Raw genomic sequence first — 19,565 nt, 5'->3', positions numbered from 1 at the left:
TTGTACGGGCGTTGTACGGGTCCGGCGCGTGACCCGGTTCCCGCGCGTCGTGTTGAGCATGGACCGACGGCGAGTGCGGCCGTGGGCGGGGTGTCGGAGCGGTACGGGAAGGGCGTGGGGCCGTGAGGCCGGTACGGGACGTAGGGGACACGCGGACGGAGCGGGGCGCGAAGGCGAAGGAGGAGGCGGCCGACCGGCCGGGAGCGTGGTCGGCGTACGGGGTGCTGTTGCAGTACCTGCGGAATCGGACCGGGTTGAACCAGCAGCAACTCGGCGACGTCATGGGTTACTCGCTGGAACAGGTGGCCTCGGTCGAGCAGGGACGGCGCCCGGCGAAGGCGGCGTTCACGGTGGCGGCGGAGCGGGCGCTGAAGGCGGGCGGGGTGCTGGACGCGCTCCAGGAGGAGGTGGACCGGGCGAAGTTGCCGAAGTTCTTCAGGAACTTCGCGCTGATCGAGGCGGAGGCGGTGAGCCGGTTCTCGTACGATCCGCTTCTGGTGCCGGGGCTGTTGCAGACGGAGGGGTACGCGCGGGCCTTGTTCGCCGGCCACTGCCCGCCGCTGAGTGACGAGATCATCGACCAGCGCACAGAAGCTCGGCTGAGTCGGCAGAAGCTGTTCACGCGAGCACCGCTCGCCGAGCTGTCCTTCATCATCAACGAGGAGGCGTTGCGCGATCCGGTGGGCAGCCCGGAGGTGATGCGTGAACAGTGGCAGCGGCTGCTGGACGTAGCCGCGTTGCGGAATGTGGAGATCCAGGTCATGCCCGCTCAGCGAGGCTTCCACCCGGGCAGGAACGGCTCGTTCGTGACGGTGGAGACGCACGAGCACAAGCACCTCGGGTACTTCGAGTCCCAGGGCGTCGGGTGCGTCGTCTCAGAGCCCACCGAGGTCAGTACCTTCGCCTTGCGATATGGCAAGCTGCGGTCACAGGCCTTGAACGTCGACGAGTCTGCGCGGCTCATCGAACGGATGCTGGGAGAGACATGAGCATGGAGCGGATGGCCGAGCACGTGAACGGGCTGCGTTGGTTCAAGAGCAGTTACAGCGGATCGGACGGCGGTGACTGCGTAGAGGTGGCCGTCGGCTTGGACGCCGTGTACGTACGTGATTCGAAGGTCGCGGGTGGCGGGCCGGTACTGCGGATCAGCCAAGGCGAGTGGGCGGTGTTCGTGGCCCTCGCGGTGGAGTAGAAGGTACTGATGGGAGCAGCAGGCGAAGCCGGTTCTGGCGGCGCCTGCTCACCCCCCGCAAGACACGCATGCTGTTGCACGGCGGCTTCTGGGCCTCTTCGGTCGGGCATCAGGGTCCGCGCCCGGCAGCGCGCCGACCACTGAGTGGATCTGGTCGTCGGCGACGGCTGCGTAGCCGGCGGTTGTCGCAGGCGAGGCATGGCGCATGAGGCGCTGGGTGAGCAGCAGGTCACGACCGGACGCTCGGTAGACGGCTGTACCGAACCGGTGCCTGAGCTGGTGATACCGCATCCGGATGCCGTGTTTCGCCGCCACGCCGGCGATGGTGCGCGACACGCGTTCAGGGCTCACTCCGCTCCAGAGGCGCCCTTCGCTCGACAGGTTCAACTCACGTACAACAACGGGTGGGACTGGCACCACGTCGGTGCGCCCACCCTTGCCCTGGACGCGCAGAACGACCTCGCCATCCTGAAGGACCGAGATGTCCTCACGTCTGAGCTTGGCAGTCTCGTGCGCCCGCAGTCCGCAGAAGGCTCCCAGAAGCACCCATGCCCGCTGCCTCCCGTCGGTGCGGGCAGTAAGTTTCGTCAACTCTTCCTCGGGCAGCGGGTTGGGGGTTGATCGCGGGGCCGGCGGCTTACGTATACCCGTCACAAGATCCACACCCAGCCATTTCCCGAAGGCTTGCAGGTGATTGAGGTACGTCCGCCTGGACCAGGGCTTGAGTGATCGCGATCCGAAGTAGCTGAGCACATGCTCAACGCTCAGTTCCTCTGCGCTGACGAGCGCGGCTTTGGCGATGGCACTGACACATCGGACTCTGGCGGCAATCGTGTTACTCGAATAGCCGTCAGCCCGCTGCGCAACTATGAACTCGTCAAGAACCATGCAGTGAAGATGTGAAGCGTGGGGACGACTGTAAACATCGAGCGCAAGGACTGTCCACAAATGAGCCACATTTTGTCTTAAATGCATCCTTTTCGGTCACGGCTGGTAGCCAACGCGGGCAAGTCCTTCCAAGGATCGATCGTCCTGGGCAAGGGGTTCCTTCTGACACCGACCCAGGCCGAGGACCTCATCCAGCGGGATCCCCGTAACAAGGACGTGCTCTTCCCCTACCTCAACGGCGAGGACCTCAACTCCCGCCCGGACTGCTCGGCCAGTCGCTGGGTGATCAACTTCCACGACTGGCCGGAGGAGCGGGCGCGCGAGTACCCAGAAGTATTCGCCATCGTGGAACGCGATGTGAAGCCAGAGCGACTGAAGAACAACCGCAAGGTCTACCGGGACTACTGGTGGCAGTACGCCGAGAAGCGTCCCGCCATGCTCAGAGCAATTAAGGAACTGGACCGTGTTTTGGTGGTAGCACTCGTGTCTCGAACCATGATGCCGGTTTCAGTACCAACGGGTCAGGTCTTCTCTCACATGCTCGGAGTGTTTGCCGCATCAGCCTCAGCCCACCTGGCGCTGCTTGACAGCAGCGTCCATTATTTGTGGGCAGTCGCACGCGGATCCAGCCTCAAGGGAGACCTCCGGTATACACCGTCAGATGTCTACGAAACAATGCCACTGCCCGATTGGAGCACCGCCATGGCCACAGCAGGCGCTGACCTTGATCGGATTCGGCGTTGCATCATGACCCAAAGAGGCGTGGGGCTGACCAAGCTCTACGGCCTCGTCCACGATCCGAATGTACTGGACAGCGATATCCGCACCTTGCGAGACGCGCACGTAGAGGTCGACCAGTCCGTATTGCAGGCCTACGATTGGCAGGACCTGGATCTAATTTATGACTTCGATACGACACGCCAGGGTAATCGATTTTGCTTGTCTCGATCAGTTCGAACTGAACTGATCGACAGATTGCTTGAACTGAATTACTCTCAACATGCAAATAAGGGAGATTCTATGCTCTTCTGAGTTATTGGATAATGTCTCACTTGGTGAGTTTATATTCTGCGGCATGATATCTGCTTGCGGGTTAGTTGCCCCGTTGCTTCCGGCGCCCTTGTCCTATCCGCAGGGTGGTGGAACCGCTCTGCGTGACGAGCAGGCTACGTTCGCGACGGCGGTGTCCTGACCGGCGGGTGTACCTGGCAGCATCCGCCGGAGACGTTCGGAGTCTCCCCCGCGACAGCCAGGCCCTCAAGCCTCTGATCCGCGGCATACTCGCCATCCGCTCCCGCCGCGAGCCGCATAGGCGCCGGCCGGTCAAGCTCCGCGCGGACAAGGCGCACTTCTCCGCCGACCACCTCGCGCGGCTCCACGAGTGAGGCGTCGCCCCGCGCATAATCCACCCGGGGGCCAAGTCGGGTGAACTAGTCGGCCGACACTGCCGGAAAACCGAACATTCGATCGATTGATCGTTTGGCTACCATCGCCTCACTGCCCGATACGGGCGAAAGGACTCACACTCCCTCGCCCTCCTCGGCCGCGCAACGGCTCTGACTCACTAAAAAGCTGGCAAAGGTCACCACGCGAGACAAGCGCTAAGTGAAACTCCTAAGGCGGCACATGAGACACAAAAGCGCCGCCGCAACGACCGCGAGTCACCGCGTTGTCCTGTCGTTTCAGCCTGCGGCGACAGGCTGAAAATTTTTCATTAGGCTAGAAGAGCAGACCGTCGGGGCCTCCCGAGGATTCTTGAATGTATTGCTGGTGATTGATCTCCAGAAGTCGGTCCAGGACATCGACGCGCGTACGCATCGAGAATGTGTAGCGGACGCCTTGACGAGTTTCGCGAAAGTCGTACTCCAGAGCGATGTCATTCCATCCGTATGCGCTAGAAACCGCCCCGTCTACTACCTGGTGAAAATTGCGCAGATCCTTGATTTCGGCATCCTTTATGGCGGGATCGTGAACGAGATTATAGAGCTTTGTCAGCCCAATGCCGTATCCTTCCATGACTGAGCGTCTATGCCGCTCTAGTTTGGCTCCTGCCGCCAACAGATCTCCAGTGAGTGACGGCTTCGGAATTGTCTCGTAAATGTCCGAGGGGGCATATCGGAGATCTCCTTTGAGGCTTGACCCTCGGGAAATCGCCCATGAGTAGTGGATTCCGCTATTCAGCCAAGCGAGTTCTTCAGGGCGATCAGTGGCGAATACTACAGTTTGCTCGCTCGTCACCTGGTTGGTGGGTACGAAGAGGGGCAGGCCGGTCTTGCTAACGCGTGCTACCACCAAAACACGGTCTAGGTTACGGATCTTGGAGTAAAGGTCTGGCCTGCCGCGCTCGTACAACCACCACTTCTCTCGGGCATTTTTGCTGTGTGTAACCTTTAGTCGCTCTGGCTTCACATCGCGTTCCACGATGGCGAATACTTCTGGGTACTCGCGCGCCCGCTCCTCCGGCCAGTCGTGGAAGTTGATCACCCAGCGACTGGCCGAGCAGTCCGGGCGGGAGTTGAGGTCCTCGCCGTTGAGGTAGGGGAAGAGCACGTCCTTGTTACGGGGATCCCGCTGGATGAGGTCCTCGGCCTGCTGAGGAGGTAGGACGAACCCCTTACCCAAGACGTAGGAACCGATGTAGGCACCGGGGCGATCACCAGTTACCAGCCGGTATGGCCTGCCCTGCACCCTGGACTGCGGGTCCAGAGATGTCGTGATACCCCGGACCTTCTCGTTGTCCAAGACCCGGGCTGCCTCATCTGCCAACGCCGGCACCGACGTCCAAACCGCGCAGTACTCCAGCGCCGCGGACTTCGACGGCCACCGGGCGCTCTTGATCGCGCGTCGGATCGTGGACTTCGTCTCCAGCTGGTCCAGCCCCACCTCCCGAGTGTCCCCCTGGGCCAGCGTGTTGGTAGCAATGAGGCCTGTCTGTCCTCGCTGGTTGAGGAGTTGATGGGCACGAAGTTCGAAGTAGGCGACCAGGTCGGCGCTACCACGCTTGCCACCAGCAAGGTAGTCGACCATGTACTCGCGGTACGCCTCGCCCATCGTGCCGGTGAGCTTCTGGCCGCCGAGGAACGGCGGGTTGCCGATGATCGCGTCGAAGCCGCCGTGCTCGGTGAACACCTCGGGGAAAGCCAGCGGCCAGTGCACTGGCCTCCGCTCCAGGCTGCCCTCGGGAAGTTCGGAGGAGAGCCAGGTCTGTGCTGTTTCCCGGGCTGACAGGACGGAGGGCGCGGTCGCAGGCACCTGCTCGTCGATGATCCTCTCGACGATGAGCTCCGCCTGCGGGAAGAGGTCCTTCAGGCGCTTGCCGCCCTCCTCGGCGTACCACGGGACCCGGCCCGACGCGCACGTTGCCAACGCGGCACCCGCAAGCAGATCTCCGACAAGACGCAGGCGCGCAGAGTGGCGATTGACATCAGCGAGACGCTCCCGCTTCTGCTGCAGCGCGGGCAGGTCGACGCCCTTGACGGAGGTGATCGCCAGACGCAGCGCCTTGAGCTCCTTGGCCTTCTGTCGCAACACTTCGGCTCGCTCGTCGACCTGCTGGGTCAGCAAGCTGCGCTTCTCTCCCGGCTTGAGGTGCTCCGCACGGATCTGCTCCATGCTGTGCACGCCCAGCAGCGAGTCCCCCGCCACCAGCCTGTCGTCCAGGAACGTGAACGGGCGGCCCGGGTCCATCGACACCAGCCACAGGGACAGCTTGGCCATCTCGACGGCCATCGGGTTGATGTCGACGCCGTACAGGCAGTGCTCGATGATCTGGCGGCGGGCCTCGACCACGACCGGGTCCTGCTCCGCGTCCGCCGCCGTCACCGCTTCCACGGCCCGGCCCGCCCGGTACGCCATCGCGTCCGCGCGGCCCTCGGACTCCCACGCCTCGATCAGTCGGTCCGCCAGATAACGGCAAGCCGCCACCAGGAACGCCGCCGAGCCCATCGCGATGTCCGCGACCTTCAGATCGAGGATCTGATTTGCCGACTTCAGACGCCACTCCCCCGTGTCCGCCGTCTGGAGCGGGCCCGGCTCGTACACCAGCGGCTCCAACGCGTGGAGCACGACCTCCTCCGCCAGGAAGCGGGGGGTGTAGTGCGTGCCCGTGTTCTTGCGGAGGGAGGACTCCGTGACGTACAGCGCGCCGTTCGGGATGACCGTCGGGAGGCCGCGCAGGTCGTCCCGGAGGATGCCGACGAACGGCAGCAGTCGCTCCGCCAGCGCCGGGTCCTTCGTCACCGCGTTCAGCCGGCGCCGGGCCTCCGTCGCGTCCTCCGCCCCCAGAGGGGCGAGCTTCTTCTCCAGCTGGCCCGCCGTCGCCGGGGGCTTCGGGTCCTTCCACTTCTCGTGGACGGACTTCGCGAGCGCCTTCACCGAGCCGCCGGCCTTCGCCGCCAGCGTCTCAAGGTCCCGCAGCGGGACCTCGTGCTCCAGGCCCTCGGGGCCGATCAGGCCCACCATGTGCTCGGTGGCCCTGCGCCCGTCGAACGACAACAGGCCCTCGTATACGTAACCGATCTGCTCGACGTCCAGGGCGCGGAAGCTGAGGGTACGGACCTCGCGAGCCTTGCCCTTGCCGACGCGGACCTCCTGGACCGCCTGGAGCATGTGCAGGACGGTGCGGTCGTCGATCGGGAGGAGCGGGGTGGTGCGCTCCAGCCACTTGTACTTGTCGGGGTCGAAGATCGAGCCGTCGTACGCCGGGAGGTGGAAGCCGGAGCCTGGGTGGTCCACTCCCCCGTGCACGGCGTGGAAGAGGGCGATCAGGCGGTGCCAGGCCGACGTCGTGTGCTCGAGGGACGTCTCGCCCTCCTCGTCCGCCCGCGCCTTCAGCTCGTCGCGCAGGAAGCGGGCCGAGTACGAGCGGGCGTACACCTCGTTGTCGGCGGGGAGCAGGCCCCGCTCCTCCGCGAAGAGGAGGAAGACGATGCGCATCATGACCGCCACCGCACCGCGGTAGACCTCGTCCGCGCCGACGCCGGAGGCGTGCAGGCCCGGGGCCCCGTGCTCGACCGCACGGACGTCCGCGCGCCCTATGGCGTCCACGAGGAGTTCGACGGCCTGGCGGACCTGGACACCCAGCGCCTCGGTGACGTCCTCGCCCGCCGCGAGGCTCGCCTTGAGCAGGCCCACCAGCGTCTCGGCGTCGTCGTACTCGAAGAAGCGGCGGCGGCGCAGGAGCGAGACGAAGGCCCGTACCACGTTCCGCTCGGCGGCCTCGTTCCAGCCGATCGCGTCGAAGACGGCCGTCGTCGTGACACCGCCCAGGGGGGCCCAGACCAGGCACCACCAGCGGCCGTCGGTGACCAGGCCGAGCGGTACGCCGTGGTGGCGCAGGAGGCGGGCCAGGCGGTCGGCGGGGGCCGCGGACCAGTCGCCGCCACCGCCGGCGCGGGCCGTGGGCGCCGTGCCTGCGGCAACTGTCATGCCCAGCAGGCGTACCCGCTTCGCCGCCGACGCCACGTCCGGTTCGGCCGCGAGCTCCGCGCCCGGTTCCACCAGTGCGAAGTCGGGGCGCACCTCGGTGTTGTGCTCCGCGACGCGCAGGGTCAGGCGGTCGAGGCCGTCGTGCTCCGACTCGCCCTGGCGGAAGGCCAACGCGTCGTCCCAGCCCAGCAGGCGGCGCAGGACGTACGCTACCCACTCGTCGCGGTCCGCCCTGGTGTCCGTCTGCCAGTCGGCGTGACGGGCGCGAAGGCGGGCGCGCTCGTCCTTCTCCAGAGCGTCGAGCTGCGGCCAGGCGCGCAGGAGGACGGGCATGGTCAGGAAGGGGCCGGAGACCTCGGTGAGGTCGAGCCACTCCTGGTGCTGCCCGCGGCCGTCGACGGCCTGGGCCTTGGCGGCGGCGGCTGCGGGGCTCATGGCGCGGCGGGGGCTCATCGGCGGGCTTCCTTTGCGGGGATCACGAAGACGACGGCGGCGGGGAAGAGGTGGGAGCGGGGCTCGCGGTAGCGTGCAGCGATGGCGGCGAGTTCGCGTTCGCGTTCGGCGGGGAGGCCTTCGAGGCGTTCCTGCCAGCGGCGGCGGTCGTCCTCGAACTGGCGGCGCTCGTGACCGGTCAGCTCGTGGGTGGACAGCAGGGCGAGCTGTTCGCCCTCGCCGTCGCCCTCCTCCTTGAGTTTGGAGCGCAGGGTGGCCTCGAAACGGTCGAGGGTCCCGGTGATACGGCGTTCCTCCTCCTCCCGGCGGTCGGCGAGCCGGCTCTCCAGCTGCCGGCCGAGTTCGCCTGCACGGGCCTCCAGGGACCGGTAGAGGGGGTCGCGGAGCTTCGGCCAGGTCTCGGTGAGCTCCCGGCGGAGGTGGGGAGCCGCCTCGATGCCCTCGGTCAGCGCCTGGGACAGGACCCTGCCCTGCTCGCCCACCGACTCCCAGCGGCGGAAGCGGCCGGTGTCGCCGAACCAGCCGCCCGCGTACAGCACTTCCTCGTGCAGGCGGGTGCCGTCGGTGCCGACGAGGACGTACCGCGCGTATGCGGAGACCAGGGTCGTGGTCACGGCCGGGTCGTCGGAGACGACGGCGGTGACGCGGTGGAGGTCGATCAGGTCCGCGTTCCAGACGGCGGCGGTCAGCAGGCGCGTGGAGAGGGCCACGAGCGGGTGCTTGAGGTGGGCGAGGACCACGTCGTCCTTGCCCTGGGCTGCCACCGCCGGGGAGAAGGTGAGCGGACGCTGCTCGCCCTCGCGGAGCTTGTGGGCGAGGCCGCGGGTGGCCCTCTCCCAGCTGCCGGACAGGGGCTGTACGTCGAAGAGGTCACCCGGCTCGAAGTCCTCCGCCCGCAGCGTGGACGGCAGCAGCGGCGGCTGGTTGTCCAGAGCCAGCGCGGTGTCCACGACGCGCTTGACGTTGGCCGGGGTGAGGCCGAGGACGCCCACCGTCTCGTCGTACTGATCGGCGAGGCGCTTCGTCTGTGCGGTGACGTTCTGCTCGGGTGCGACCTCGCCGCCCGTGCGGCGGCCCTTGATCGGCCTGGGCTTGGCGTTCTCGATGTCGACCGGTGCGGTGTCGCCGGTCATCCGGCGCTGGACGGCGTCGGCGAGGACGGCGTTGACGGAGCCGAGGTCGTGCTCCATGCGGGCGACCTTCTTGGCGACCCGGGAGAGGAACTCCAGGTCGGCCTCGTAGGAGCCGGCCTGGGCCTGCTGCCAGCCGGAGCCGATGAAGTGGGTGATCTCCGGATCGTACCTCTGGCCCCAGCGGTCGATGCGGCCGATGCGCTGTTCGAGCTTGTTGGGGTTGAAGGGGATGTCGTAGTTGATCAGGCGGTGGCAGTGGTTCTGGAGGTCGATGCCCTCGCCGGCAGCGTCGGTGGCCAGGAGGATGCGGACCTTGCCCTCCGCGCGTGAGGGCTCCGCCTGGAAGCCGAGGCGGATGCGCTCGCGCTCCTCGGTGGACAGGCCGCCGTGCAAGCGCTCGACGCGGCCCCCGTCGGTGAGTTCCTCCTGCTGGAGGAGGTCGTGGAGCCACTTCTGGGTGTCGCGGTATTCGGTGAAGACCACGACCCGTTCGTTGGTCCAGCGCTTTCCGTCGGGGCGGCAGACGGCCTTGAGCTCGGCGATCAGCGCCTCGGCCTTGGAGTCGGGCGCGGCCTCGTGGGTGAGGGCCCAGCGTTCCATCTCCTGGAGCAGGTCCAGTTCCCGGCCGTCCTCCGCCGGTGTGAGCGAGGTGGAGCGGGTCAGGGCGTCGTCCTCCGCGTCGGCCAGGCCCGTGTCGTCGAGGTCGGCGACGAGGTCGGCGAACTCCTCCAGCCAGTCGGGCACGTCGTCGGCGGCGGCGCGGCCGCGGGCGGGGCCGGTGTCCTCCAGGTGGGAGAGGTAGACCTGCACGGTGTGGAGGAACGCGGCCGGGGAGGAGAAGAGGCGCTTCTTGAGGAGCAGCGTCACCAGGTCGGCCGCCCGGCGTCCGCCGCGGGCCTTCGGGGTGAGCTTCCTGCGGCGCTGCTCGGCGAACTCCCCGAGCAGCTGGTGGACCGCGCGCTCCTCGGTGGTGTAGTCGACGGACAGCTCGCGCTGCCTGCGGGTACGGAAGCGGGGCGTGCCGTCGGCGTTGGTGACCGTCGACTTCAGGCGTCGTACGACGGTGTCCCTGAGGGCTTCCTTGTCGGGGTCGACACCGCGCGCGAAACGCTGGTCGTCGATGAGTTCGAGGAGCGCCGTGTACGACTCGGGGTAGCCGTTGTGCGGGGTCGCGGAGAGGAAGAGCCGGTGCTCGAAGTGCGGGACGAGGCGCCGGATCAACTTGGTCTGCTGGGAGTCGACCGCGTACACCTGCTTGGGCGCGGCCGGGGCGACGTGGTGGGCCTCGTCGAGGACGAGCAGGTCGAAGAAGCGCTTGTGCTCACCGTCGGAGCTCTCTTCGGGAGCACCGATGACCTCGTCGAGGAGGCGCTGGGCCTTCTGGCCGCGCAGCCAGGGCAGGGAGACGATGGTGAGCGGATGGACCCGGAAGGGGTTGGCGGCGGTGCCGTGGGTGCGCCGCAGACGGGCGCAGTGCTCGGAGTCGACGACGGTGAACTCCAGGCCGAACTTCTCGGCCATCTCGTCGCGCCACTTGAGGGTGAGGCCGGCCGGGCAGACGACCATGGTGCGGCGGGCCCGGCCGCGCAGCATGAGTTCCTGTACGACGAGGCCGGCCTCGATGGTCTTGCCGAGGCCGACGTCGTCGGCGAGGAGGAGGTTGACGCGGGGCGCGCCGACCGCTCGGGAGACCGGCTCCAGCTGGTACGGCTCGACGGCGACACCGGAGCGGAACGGGGCCTGGAGGGTCCTGGCGTCGGCGGAGGCGACGGCGGACCAGCGGACGGCGTCGAGAAACGCGGCGAGACGGTTCGGGGGGTCGTAGGAGCCGGTGGAGGCATCGGGCAGGGAGCCGGCGGGCAGGACACGGCGACCTGGCTCGACCTCCCAGATCACGGAGAGGGTGTCACCGAAGCGGCCGTCGGCGACGGACTGGAGATGGACCAGAGTCGCGGGGCGCCGGTCCCCCTCGCCGTGGGACGCGGCCGGGGACGGTTCGACGCGGGCGACCACCCAGGACTGACCACGCACCTCGACCAGGTTTCCCTCTTCGGGGAGCGGCTGCGCCCCCGTCCGCTCGGTCTCGCGCTGAGCTGCTGGCGTCATGGGCGCTGTTCCCCTCGGTGTTCACCTGCCGTCGTCCGCAGACAGTGTCTCGTGTCCTGTCTCCCCTCCGGAACGACGTGACGGCAGGCTAACATGAGCCTGATCGTGTGAACAGAGATTACAAACAATCAAGCCGGTGGTGTCGACCGCCAATGGCTCTCAGCCCATGCGGCGCAGTCGCTCCAGCAGTTTCCGGCTCCGTCCGCGCCCGGGGTCGGACTCGGGCAGGACCGCCTCCTCCTCGTCGGCCAGGCGCCGGAGGAGTTCTTCGGCAGCGCGCCTTTCCCCGGTGCGGACCAGCAGGACGGCGATCTCATAGCGGGTGTCAAGGACGGCGGAGTGGCCCGGCCCGAGCAGGCTGCGCTGTTCGGCAAGGACGGACTTCAGCTCGTCGAGGGCCTCACGGGTGCGGCCGAGCGTCCCCGCGCACAGAGCGGCTCCGGCACGGGCGGCGAGCATGTCCGCGCGGTCGAGACCGAAGCCGTCCATCAACTCGCGGTACTCCTCCAAGGCGCGCGCGGGACGTCCCGCGCGGCGCAGGGCGGCCAGTTCGGCCAGTCGCGGGTGGGCGGGCGCGGTCCCGGCCGCGCGAGCCGGTCGGGGCGCCCAGGCCGCGAGCAGACCGGCCACTTCCTCGGCCGAGCCGGGCCGGTCCTCGGGCTTCTTCTCCAGCAGCCGGTCGACCAGCACCCGCAGGCCGTCCGGTACGTCGGGGCAGCGGTCCGCGAGCGGCGGAACGGGGTCGTTGGCGTGCTGGTGGTAGAGCATGAACGGACTGGCGTCCACGAAAGGAGGAGATCCGGTGAGCAGTTCGTACAGAACGCACCCCAACGAGTACAGGTCGCTGGCGGGCACAGTCCGCCCGACAGCCTGCTCGGGCGCCATGTAGACGACCGTGCCGGGAGTGGCGTCGGCAGCGGTGAAACGGGTCTCGCCCGGCTGGGGCTCCAGGGCCGCGGCGACCCCGAAGTCCAGGACCTTGACCTCCCCGTCGGGGGCCAGCATCAGGTTCGACGGCTTCAGGTCGCGATGCACGACCCCCTGGCCATGGGCGTAGGACAGCACCTCGGACACACGCCGGGCCACATCCGCCGCCTGCTCGACACGCAGAGGGCCGTCGTTCTTGAGAACGGCGTCCAAGGTCCGGCCCGGGACGAGATCCATGACCAGATACAGCTCGCCCTCGTGGTTCCCGTGGTCGTGGACGGCGGGAACACCCGGGTGCCGCAGGCGAGCGGTCAGGCGGATCTCGCGCAGGAACCGGCGTTCCAGCATGCTCGGTTCGGCCCCGCGGCCACAGGTCGCGAGGAGCTTGACGGCCACCTCGCGGTCGCGGTCACGGTCATGTGCCGCCCAGACGACGCCCATGCCGCCCCGGCCCAGTTCGTGCGTCAGCTCGTACCGTCCCATGCTCCACCGCATCGCGCCCCCCAGTCCCGGCGCCTGCCGCGCCCACCGCCTCCCGCGGTCGGGAGCCTCACGGCACAGCGGCCGACCGGGGCATTCTGTCATCGGTCACATGGCTCTGGTGCCGCCCGTGACCGGAAAGTGTGGACTACAACGATCAGGATGGCTTCCAGGCCCGGTGACGCCCTCGCTCACAGGAGCGTCGGGCCCTGGGGGACCAGGAAGGGGCGGCGCGGATCCTCCGGAGGAGTCCTCCTGAGGGCCAGCCCGGGATCCGGCTCCGGCAGATGGGGGGCCAGAGCGGCGTAGACCTCGGCCGCCGACGCGGGACGGTCGTCGGGCCGCTTGGCCAGCAGTGCCGTGATCAGGTCCTGGAGATCCCCGGGCACGCGCACCCCCATGTCGGCGACGAGGGGCGGGGCCGAGGCGAGATGACTGGAGGCCAGCAGCGCCGGCTGATCCGCGGGAAAGAGCGTCTCCCCAGTGAGCATGTGGTGCAGCAGGCAGCCCACGGCGTACAGGTCGCTGCGGCCGTCGAGCCGGTCCCGGCCGGCCAGCAGCTCAGGAGAGGCGCAGATGAGGTTGCCGATTCCCTCGCCGGTCGCCGTCAGCCGCGGGTCGGTGTCGCTGAGCAGCTTGACCAGGCCGAAGTCGAGGATCTTCACGACACCGTCGCGGCGGACCATGACGTTCTGGGTCTTGAGGTCGCGATGCACCAGGTCCGCCGCATGGACCGCGGAGAGTCCCGCGCACAGCTGGGCGGCGACGGCGACGGCGGAGGAGACGCCGAACCGGCCGTCCTCCTGCTGGTCGAAGAGGTACTCGAGCGTGGTGCCGTCGATCAGTTCCATCACCAGACAGCAGATGTCGTCCGCGCTCGACGCGTCGAAGACCGTGGCGACGTTCGGGTGATCAAGACGCGCGGCAGCCCGTGTCTCCCTGACGAACCGTGCCAGCGCGGCGTCGCGGCCGCTCGCCACGGCCAGCAGTTCCGTGGCGACGGTCTTCACCGCGACGGGTCGTTCAAGAGGGAGATCCCGCCCCCGCCACACGTGACCCATGACACCTCGGCCCAGTACGGACTCCAGTCGATAGCGGTCATGGATCACCATTCCCGGCGTGGGACTCCACATATCTGCCGACCTCCACATTCCCTACACAACCGAATGGAACGTACACACTGTGAACAAAGTCAATGATGGTAGTAGCCTTCCCCGCATGAACGGCCACTGGGAACGCCGACAAGCCGGCCGCCAAGGACCTCGGAGACTGAACCATGAGCGCCCATGACGCCGTCCCCGTCAGCCTGGCCGAGATCGCTCGGATCGCAGGCGTCGGGCGAGCGGCCGTAAGCAACTGGCGCCGCCGCCACGACTCCTTCCCCACCCGGATCGGAGGCACCGACGTCAGTCCGCAGTTCTCGCTGGCAGAGGTGGAGCTGTGGCTGCGGAACAACGGCAAGCTCAGGGACATCGGCGGCCGGGAACTCCTCTGGCCGCGCTTCGAGGCACTCGGCAGCCGGAACGAGTCCGGGCTGGCCATCGCCGAGGCGGCTCGCCTGATGCGTTCCCCCGAAGCACGGACAGCCCACCCCGACCTCTCCCCTCAAGCCAAGACCCTGGTGAACCGGGCGGCTCGGGTGGGGCGGGAAGAAGGACCGCATGAAACCTTCGAGTTCCTGCTGCAACGATGGCTGGAAACCCATGTCCGACAGCTCAGCACCACGCCGCCACAACTCGCCGCGCTGATGGCCCGGGTCGCTCTCGCCGTCCGTCTCGGCCCTGCACGGGGCCGACTGACCCTCCTCGATCCGGCGAGCGGCACCGGACACCTGGCCGCCGCGGCCCTGCAGGAGTACGACGGCCCCGGGCTGGAGGTACTCGCGTGCGAGCGGGATCCGGCGCTCGCCGCGCTGACCGCCGGTCGACTCTCGTTCCTCACGGAGAAGTACGACATCCGGCCGCGGATCGCCACTGCCGACACCCTGCGGGACGACCCCTTCCCCGGCGCGAAGGCCGACATCGCCCTGTGCAATCCCCCCTTCAACGAACGCGACTGGGGCTACGAGGAACTGGCCACCGACCAGCGCTGGACACACGGTCTACCTCCTCGCACCGAGCCCGAACTGGCCTGGGTGCAGCATCTGCTCACCCACCTCGAGCCGGGCGGGGCCGCCGTGGTCGTCCTTCCACCGGCTGTCGCGTCACGCAAGGCGGGCCGCCGTATCCGCGGCTCACTGCTGCGCACCGGAACACTTCGCGCGGTCGTGTCCCTGCCCCCCGGCAGCGCGCAACCGCACAGTGTGTCACTTCAGTTGTGGATCCTCCGTGCGGCACCGGAGAGTCCTGCGACCGCTCCCCCGAGCCAGCACGTCCTCCTGGTGGACGCCACGCGTTTCGCCAGACCGGGAACGCGCGAACCGAGCCCCGACTGGGGGAGCCTCGGTTCATTCGTCCTGACGTCGATGGCGACCCTCGACCAGGTGGACCAGGAGCCACCGAAGGGCGCCGTACGCGTCCCCCTCCTCGACCTTCTCGACGACGAGGTGGACGTCACTCCGGGGCGCTACACAGCAGTGTCGAACGAGCCGTCCCACGAGGAATTGGTCCGAAAGTGGAACAAGTTCGATTCATTGCTGACCGATCTGGCCGATCACTCGCGACACCTGTCCCGACTCGCTTTCGAGACCGGAACTCCACAGACCACGACGACGGTGGGGGATCTCGTCAAAGCCGGTGCGCTGACGCTGCGCGCCGGCCAGCAGCCGCCGCCGTCGGCCACGACGAGTGACGGGGGCACCGTTCCGCTCCTCACCATCGCCGATCTTCTGCATGACGGCACTCCCAGCGGTGTGGTCCCCACCGGTTCCGCTCCAGCCGTCGCCGAAGAGGGCGATGTCCTGGTCGCCGGAGTGGCTCGGGCCTTCAAGGCATGGGTCCACGAAGGCCCTCCCATAGCCCTGGGCCCTCAGCTCTACCTCCTGCGAGTGGATGCGGAGAAGCTGGAAGCCCACTTCCTCGCCGGCTGCCTGTACGCGCCGACCAATGGCCGCCAGGCAGGCACTCACGCCTCCAGCTCATCCCGGATCGACATCCGGCGTCTCCAGGTGCTCCAACTCCCCCTGGAGAAGCAGACGACGTATGCCGAGACGTTTCGTCGCCTCCGGGCCTTCGAAGAACTGCTCGCCACGGCCGACGGTTCAGGCAAGGGCTTGGTGAGCGACATGAGCGATCGGCTCGCGGCAGGCGGGCTGACCGTCTGACCCCACCGGCAGCGGTGTCACCGCGCCGGGTCGCCAGGACTCACCGGGGGCCTCCAGCAGCAGATCGAGCGCCACCTTCTCGTGCAGGGCGATCCACAGGTCGTTCTCGCCAGGGGTCGGCTTGCGCCCCGCCGTCTCCGCGGTGATGCCGGTGAGGCCGATCTATGGTGTGCCGTACGCCCGCACACGTATCGTAAGGCAGTTTGCAGCCGGACGCTGTCCGGCTCGATGCCGACCCACCCCAGTGGCCCATCCAGTCCGGCAAGAGGACGGAAATCCCGCCGCTTGTCCGGCGTCCCCGCATCCAGTCCTGCCGACCCCGGACGCGCCCCTGTCGTCCCACGACGCCGTCCACGACGTCAGTGTTCGTTGTGGAGGTTCTCCAGGCCCTGTCGTACAAGGGGGGAGGGAAGACCCGGGGCAGTGGGTGCCGGGCTTGGCGGCGACGCGTTCCAGGACCGTGTCGAGGCCGGCGCGGGACTACCAAGCCGTACGGCGGCGGCGCGCTCATGATCGGCTCCGGAGCCGGTCATGAGCGCCTGGGCAATCACGGTGAGGTCGCCGTCGATGGGCCGGGGCCGTGTCAGCAGATCGGTCACTTCATGGTTGGAGTCGTCGATGTCGGCGCTGTGGCACCGGAGCGACCCGACCGTCGGGCAGGGCCAGCAGAGGCGAAGGGCCCGCCGCGGCCGTCGTGCATGCTCCGGCGATCGACCAGTGCGGCTGTCACCCGGGACGGTGGAGCGCCCTCGTCCGCGTCCGCGCTCGTCGTCACCGTCTCCCACCGGGTCGGTGAGCCCATCGTGCCGGCACCGGAATCCTCGCCTTCCAGCAGCAGTCGCCGGTTGTCGTCGACGAACTGCTGCACGAAGGGAATGGAGACGGCCTCGAAGCCAGGTGTCATCTTCAGGGTGGTCACCACCTTCTTGATCTTCTGCGTCGCGCGCGTTTCCGCCGACACGCCGCCGTAGCTGACCAAGCCCACCGGCTTGTACTGCCACTCGGTGTGGGGGAGCCGATCGCGTTCTTCGGTTCGGCTTTGTAGCCGTAGTTGTACTCCGGCATAACGAACACGAAGGCGTCCGCCTTCGCGACCTTGGCGCTCCAGTCGCGGGTGTGCCGATGGGGGGAGCGACCGAGCTTCGTGACGCGCTTCCCGAATGTTAGGGGGGCGCGGGCGCCCTACGGTCGGCGCCGGTCCGTGGAGTGGCCCAGCATCTCGGACATGGCCCGCGTCGAGTTCAGCAGTTCCGCCGAGAGGCGGGTCACGTCCTGTTCCGTGACGCCCCGGGCGGGCATCACGAGGGTGACGACGAGGGGGAAGGACTCGCCGGCCGTGAACACGGGGGCCGCCAGGGAGGTGACGCCGGGGATGACGCCGCCGACGGTGGTGGCCACTCCCTCGCGCAGCACCTCGTCCCGGATCCGGTCGATCCGGTCCCGGGTGGCCGCGTCCAGGGTCTCCGTCTCCAGTTGTCCGCGCAGCACCGGCTCGGTGAGCCGCTCGGGCAGGTGGGCGAGGAACGCCCCTCCCATCGCCGAGTTCAGCAGCGGCATGGTGGCGCCGACGCGGACCGTGATCGGCAGGGCGTGGGCGCCGTACTCCCAGCGCACGACGACGGGGCCGTGGTCGCCCCACACCGCCAGGTTGACCGCGTGCGAGGTACGGTCCCGCAGTCCCGGCAGGTGTTCGCTGACCAGGGCCACCTCGTCCATCCTGCGCAGTGACTCGACACCGAGCCGTCGCATGGCCGGTCCCATGTCGTAGTGCCCGGAGCTGGGCGACTGGGCGACGAGGCCGACGCGGGCGAGGCTGACGAGATAGCGGTGGGCCTTGCTGGGCTGCATTCCGCTGGCGGCGGCTATCTGCGTCAGGCTCATCGGGCCCCGTCCCTCTTCGAGGGCCTGCAGGACGGTCATCGCCAGTTCGACGGATTGGATGCCCTGCCGGGCCGGCGACGCCTCGCCGGCCTCGGAGTCGGAGTCGGAGGGGTGACGTGTCTTCACGGAAGCGATCATAGTGACCGGCCCGACGGCGTCGCCCGGAACCGTGGAGGGCGGCATCAGGCGTCCGCCTCCACCTCCCGGGCGGTCGCGCCGCCGTGGATCGCGTCGAGGAGCTCGGCCGCGAGGCCGGTCACCGCGTCGGGGCCGTCGGCCGTGCCGTACACGTAGAAGTCGGGCCGGACCACGACGGCCGAGCATCCGAGCTCGGCGAACCAGGCGCGGTAGGTGCCGTCCACGTCCCGTACGACGGCCGCAGCCGGGTGTGCCGCGGCCCGCTCGCCGAGGGCGACGACGCGTACGCCGGCCCCGGCGAGGTCGTCGAGCAGCCGGCCGTCCTCCAGCGCGGCCAGGTGGTCTTTGGCGACGAGCAGGTGGAACCCGCCGCCCACAACCTGGTCGAGGCGGTCGCGGCGGGTGCCGTCGTCCACGACGCCCTGCACCGACAGCTGTCCGCGGCCCGCGGCCGCGCCCCGGGTGAACAGGCCCTCGGCCAGGTCCGGGAAGCGCATGGGCTCGGGTGCGGCGGATTCCGCGCGGCGGGCGAGGAGGGTCCGGTCGCGCTCGGCGGCCCGCTCGGGGTCGCGCAGGGTCTGGAGGTGGCCCAGCTCGATGCCCTTCTCCGTCACCGCGCGCACGTGCGGTTCGCGCTCGGCCTGGTACGTGTCGAGGATGCCGTCCGGCGCGGCCCCGCGCAGCACGAGGTCGAGTTTGAACGCGAGGTTCTGCGCGTCGCGGAAGCCCGAGCACATGCCCTGGCCGAGGAAGGGGGGCATCTGGTGGGCCGCGTCGCCCGCGAGCAGGACGCGGCCGCGGCGCCACTCGTGGGCGATGAGGGACCGGAAGGTGTAGGTGGCGACCCGGATGAGGTCGGCGTCGTCGGGGGTGAGGTAGGGGGCGACCCGCTTCCAGACCCGCTGCGGGTCGCTCTCGGTCGCGAAGTCGTCGACCGAGTCGAGCATGAAGCTGAACCGGTGGTGCGCGGGGCCGAGCGAGATGATCGAGGTCGGCCCCAGCGGGTCGCCGAGCTGCAGCGCGTACGGCACTTCGGTCGGGCGGCGGAAGCGGAAGTCGCACACCATCCACGGCTCGGAGAAACCGTAGTCGTCCAGTCCCACGCCGAGCGACGAGCGCACGAAGCTGTTGCCTCCGTCGCATCCCAGGACGTAGCGCGCCTCGACCCTTTGGGGTCCTTCGGGCCCCTCGAAGGTGACCGTGACGCGGTCCGCGGTCTGCTCCAGGGCGACGACGACGCTGTCGTGCCGCACCTCCACCCGGGGCATCGAACGGCACAGGGCGTCCAGCGCCTCTTCGAGGTCGGGCTGGTACATCATGTTCCATTCCGCCCAGCCGCTGCGTCCGGTCTCGGCGAAGGACTGCTCTATCAGCAGGTCGCCGCCGCCGTTGCGCCATTCGTAGGTGGGCTGCACCCGCACCTTGGGCAGCAGCGCCTCCGCCACGCCGAGACGGGCCAGGGTGCGCATGGTCTCGTCGTCGAAGCTGGCCGCCCGCGGCAGGTTGTACAGGCCGGCGTAGCGCTCCAGGACGAGGACCCGGTGACCCGCCCGCCCCAGCAGGGCGGCCGCCACCATGCCCACCGGGCCGTACCCCACCACGACCACGTCCGGCGCGGTCCCGCCCGCGGCCTGACCCATCGCGGCGACATCCGTACCCGTCATCGGGCACCTCCATT

The 19,565-nt window shown here is 68.5% G+C and carries 12 protein-coding genes and 1 pseudogene; 4 read left to right on the top strand and 9 right to left on the bottom strand.

All coding sequences use genetic code 11. The annotated features are described in order from the left end of the window. The first annotated feature begins 122 nt into the window (after nt 1-122). Both ACIQVI_RS04305 and ACIQVI_RS04300 read left to right on the top strand, forming a co-directional pair. Complete coding sequence (locus ACIQVI_RS04305) at nt 123-989, top strand: helix-turn-helix transcriptional regulator (protein WP_403590861.1); 867 nt, start codon at nt 123-125, stop codon at nt 987-989. A 2-nt stretch (nt 990-991) separates the two neighbouring features. Continuing rightward, a complete protein-coding gene (locus ACIQVI_RS04300; protein WP_403592250.1) occupies nt 992-1,192 on the top strand; it encodes a DUF397 domain-containing protein in 201 nt (66 codons plus the stop codon). Nucleotides 1,193-1,240: 48 nt separating this feature from the next. Here ACIQVI_RS04300 and ACIQVI_RS04295 read toward each other — a convergent pair whose 3' ends face one another. Continuing rightward, nucleotides 1,241-2,080, bottom strand: coding sequence for a tyrosine-type recombinase/integrase (locus tag ACIQVI_RS04295; RefSeq protein ID WP_403590858.1), 840 nt, complete (start codon nt 2,078-2,080; stop codon nt 1,241-1,243). A gap of 81 nt (nt 2,081-2,161) precedes the next feature. Here ACIQVI_RS04295 and ACIQVI_RS04290 point away from each other — a divergent pair, with 81 nt between their 5' ends. Continuing rightward, a complete protein-coding gene (locus ACIQVI_RS04290; protein ID WP_403590855.1) occupies nt 2,162-3,112 on the top strand; it encodes a type IIL restriction-modification enzyme MmeI in 951 nt (316 codons plus the stop codon). Nucleotides 3,113-3,799: 687 nt separating this feature from the next. Here the strand turns inward: ACIQVI_RS04290 and ACIQVI_RS04285 are convergent. The 4 genes from ACIQVI_RS04285 to ACIQVI_RS04270 all read right to left on the bottom strand — a co-directional run bounded on the left by ACIQVI_RS04285 (nt 3,800) and on the right by ACIQVI_RS04270 (nt 13,718). Further along, nucleotides 3,800-7,960: an Eco57I restriction-modification methylase domain-containing protein gene (locus tag ACIQVI_RS04285; protein WP_403590852.1), complete on the bottom strand. Its 4,161-nt coding sequence runs from the start codon at nt 7,958-7,960 to the stop codon at nt 3,800-3,802. Further along, a complete protein-coding gene (drmD, locus tag ACIQVI_RS04280) occupies nt 7,957-11,199 on the bottom strand; it encodes a DISARM system SNF2-like helicase DrmD (protein WP_403590849.1) in 3,243 nt (1,080 codons plus the stop codon). Before drmD ends, ACIQVI_RS04285 begins: the two co-directional genes overlap by 4 nt. 159 nt (nt 11,200-11,358) lie before the next feature. After that, the gene (locus tag ACIQVI_RS04275; protein WP_403590847.1) at nt 11,359-12,609 is read right to left on the bottom strand and encodes a protein kinase; all 1,251 of its coding nucleotides are present in this window, start codon (nt 12,607-12,609) and stop codon (nt 11,359-11,361) included. Nucleotides 12,610-12,797: 188 nt separating this feature from the next. Then, nucleotides 12,798-13,718, bottom strand: a complete 921-nt coding sequence (locus tag ACIQVI_RS04270) for a serine/threonine-protein kinase (protein WP_403590844.1) — start codon at nt 13,716-13,718, stop codon at nt 12,798-12,800. 164 nt (nt 13,719-13,882) lie between these two features. Between ACIQVI_RS04270 and ACIQVI_RS04265 the strand changes: the two genes are divergently transcribed. After that, nucleotides 13,883-15,868: a class I SAM-dependent DNA methyltransferase gene (locus tag ACIQVI_RS04265; protein ID WP_403590841.1), complete on the top strand. Its 1,986-nt coding sequence runs from the start codon at nt 13,883-13,885 to the stop codon at nt 15,866-15,868. Nucleotides 15,869-16,463: 595 nt separating this feature from the next. Here the strand turns inward: ACIQVI_RS04265 and ACIQVI_RS04260 are convergent. From ACIQVI_RS04260 to ACIQVI_RS04245, 4 genes and pseudogenes are all read right to left on the bottom strand, one after another. Beyond that, on the bottom strand, nt 16,464-16,847 hold the full coding sequence (locus tag ACIQVI_RS04260) for a hypothetical protein (RefSeq protein WP_403590838.1): 384 nt from the start codon (nt 16,845-16,847) through the stop codon (nt 16,464-16,466). After that, nucleotides 16,784-16,948, bottom strand: a pseudogene (locus ACIQVI_RS04255) (hypothetical protein); the annotation flags it as partial. The gene ACIQVI_RS04260 and the pseudogene ACIQVI_RS04255, both read right to left, overlap by 64 nt. Nucleotides 16,949-17,050: 102 nt before the next feature. Continuing rightward, nucleotides 17,051-17,875: an IclR family transcriptional regulator gene (locus ACIQVI_RS04250; RefSeq protein ID WP_403590835.1), complete on the bottom strand. Its 825-nt coding sequence runs from the start codon at nt 17,873-17,875 to the stop codon at nt 17,051-17,053. A gap of 56 nt (nt 17,876-17,931) precedes the next feature. Beyond that, a complete protein-coding gene (locus ACIQVI_RS04245; RefSeq protein WP_403590832.1) occupies nt 17,932-19,551 on the bottom strand; it encodes a bifunctional 3-(3-hydroxy-phenyl)propionate/3-hydroxycinnamic acid hydroxylase in 1,620 nt (539 codons plus the stop codon). Nucleotides 19,552-19,565 lie beyond the last annotated feature (14 nt).

This window comes from Streptomyces sp. NPDC098101 (assembly GCF_044760185.1).
Taxonomy (GTDB): Bacteria; Actinomycetota; Actinomycetes; order Streptomycetales; family Streptomycetaceae; genus Streptomyces.
This window is presented reverse-complemented; position numbering and strand designations above follow the sequence as displayed.

What these genes read in the sequence shown, in the direction of transcription:
- ACIQVI_RS04300 (WP_403592250.1), top strand. Translation starts at nt 992, where the DNA reads ATGGAGCGGATGGCCGAGCACGTGAACGGGCTGCGTTGGTTCAAGAGC.
- ACIQVI_RS04295 (WP_403590858.1), bottom strand. Translation starts at nt 2,080, where the DNA reads ATGGTTCTTGACGAGTTCATAGTTGCGCAGCGGGCTGACGGCTATTCG.
- ACIQVI_RS04290 (WP_403590855.1), top strand. Translation starts at nt 2,162, where the DNA reads ATGCATCCTTTTCGGTCACGGCTGGTAGCCAACGCGGGCAAGTCCTTC.
- ACIQVI_RS04285 (WP_403590852.1), bottom strand. Translation starts at nt 7,960, where the DNA reads ATGAGCCCCCGCCGCGCCATGAGCCCCGCAGCCGCCGCCGCCAAGGCC.
- drmD (WP_403590849.1), bottom strand. Translation starts at nt 11,199, where the DNA reads ATGACGCCAGCAGCTCAGCGCGAGACCGAGCGGACGGGGGCGCAGCCG.
- ACIQVI_RS04275 (WP_403590847.1), bottom strand. Translation starts at nt 12,609, where the DNA reads ATGGGACGGTACGAGCTGACGCACGAACTGGGCCGGGGCGGCATGGGC.
- ACIQVI_RS04270 (WP_403590844.1), bottom strand. Translation starts at nt 13,718, where the DNA reads ATGGTGATCCATGACCGCTATCGACTGGAGTCCGTACTGGGCCGAGGT.
- ACIQVI_RS04265 (WP_403590841.1), top strand. Translation starts at nt 13,883, where the DNA reads ATGAGCGCCCATGACGCCGTCCCCGTCAGCCTGGCCGAGATCGCTCGG.
- ACIQVI_RS04245 (WP_403590832.1), bottom strand. Translation starts at nt 19,551, where the DNA reads ATGACGGGTACGGATGTCGCCGCGATGGGTCAGGCCGCGGGCGGGACC.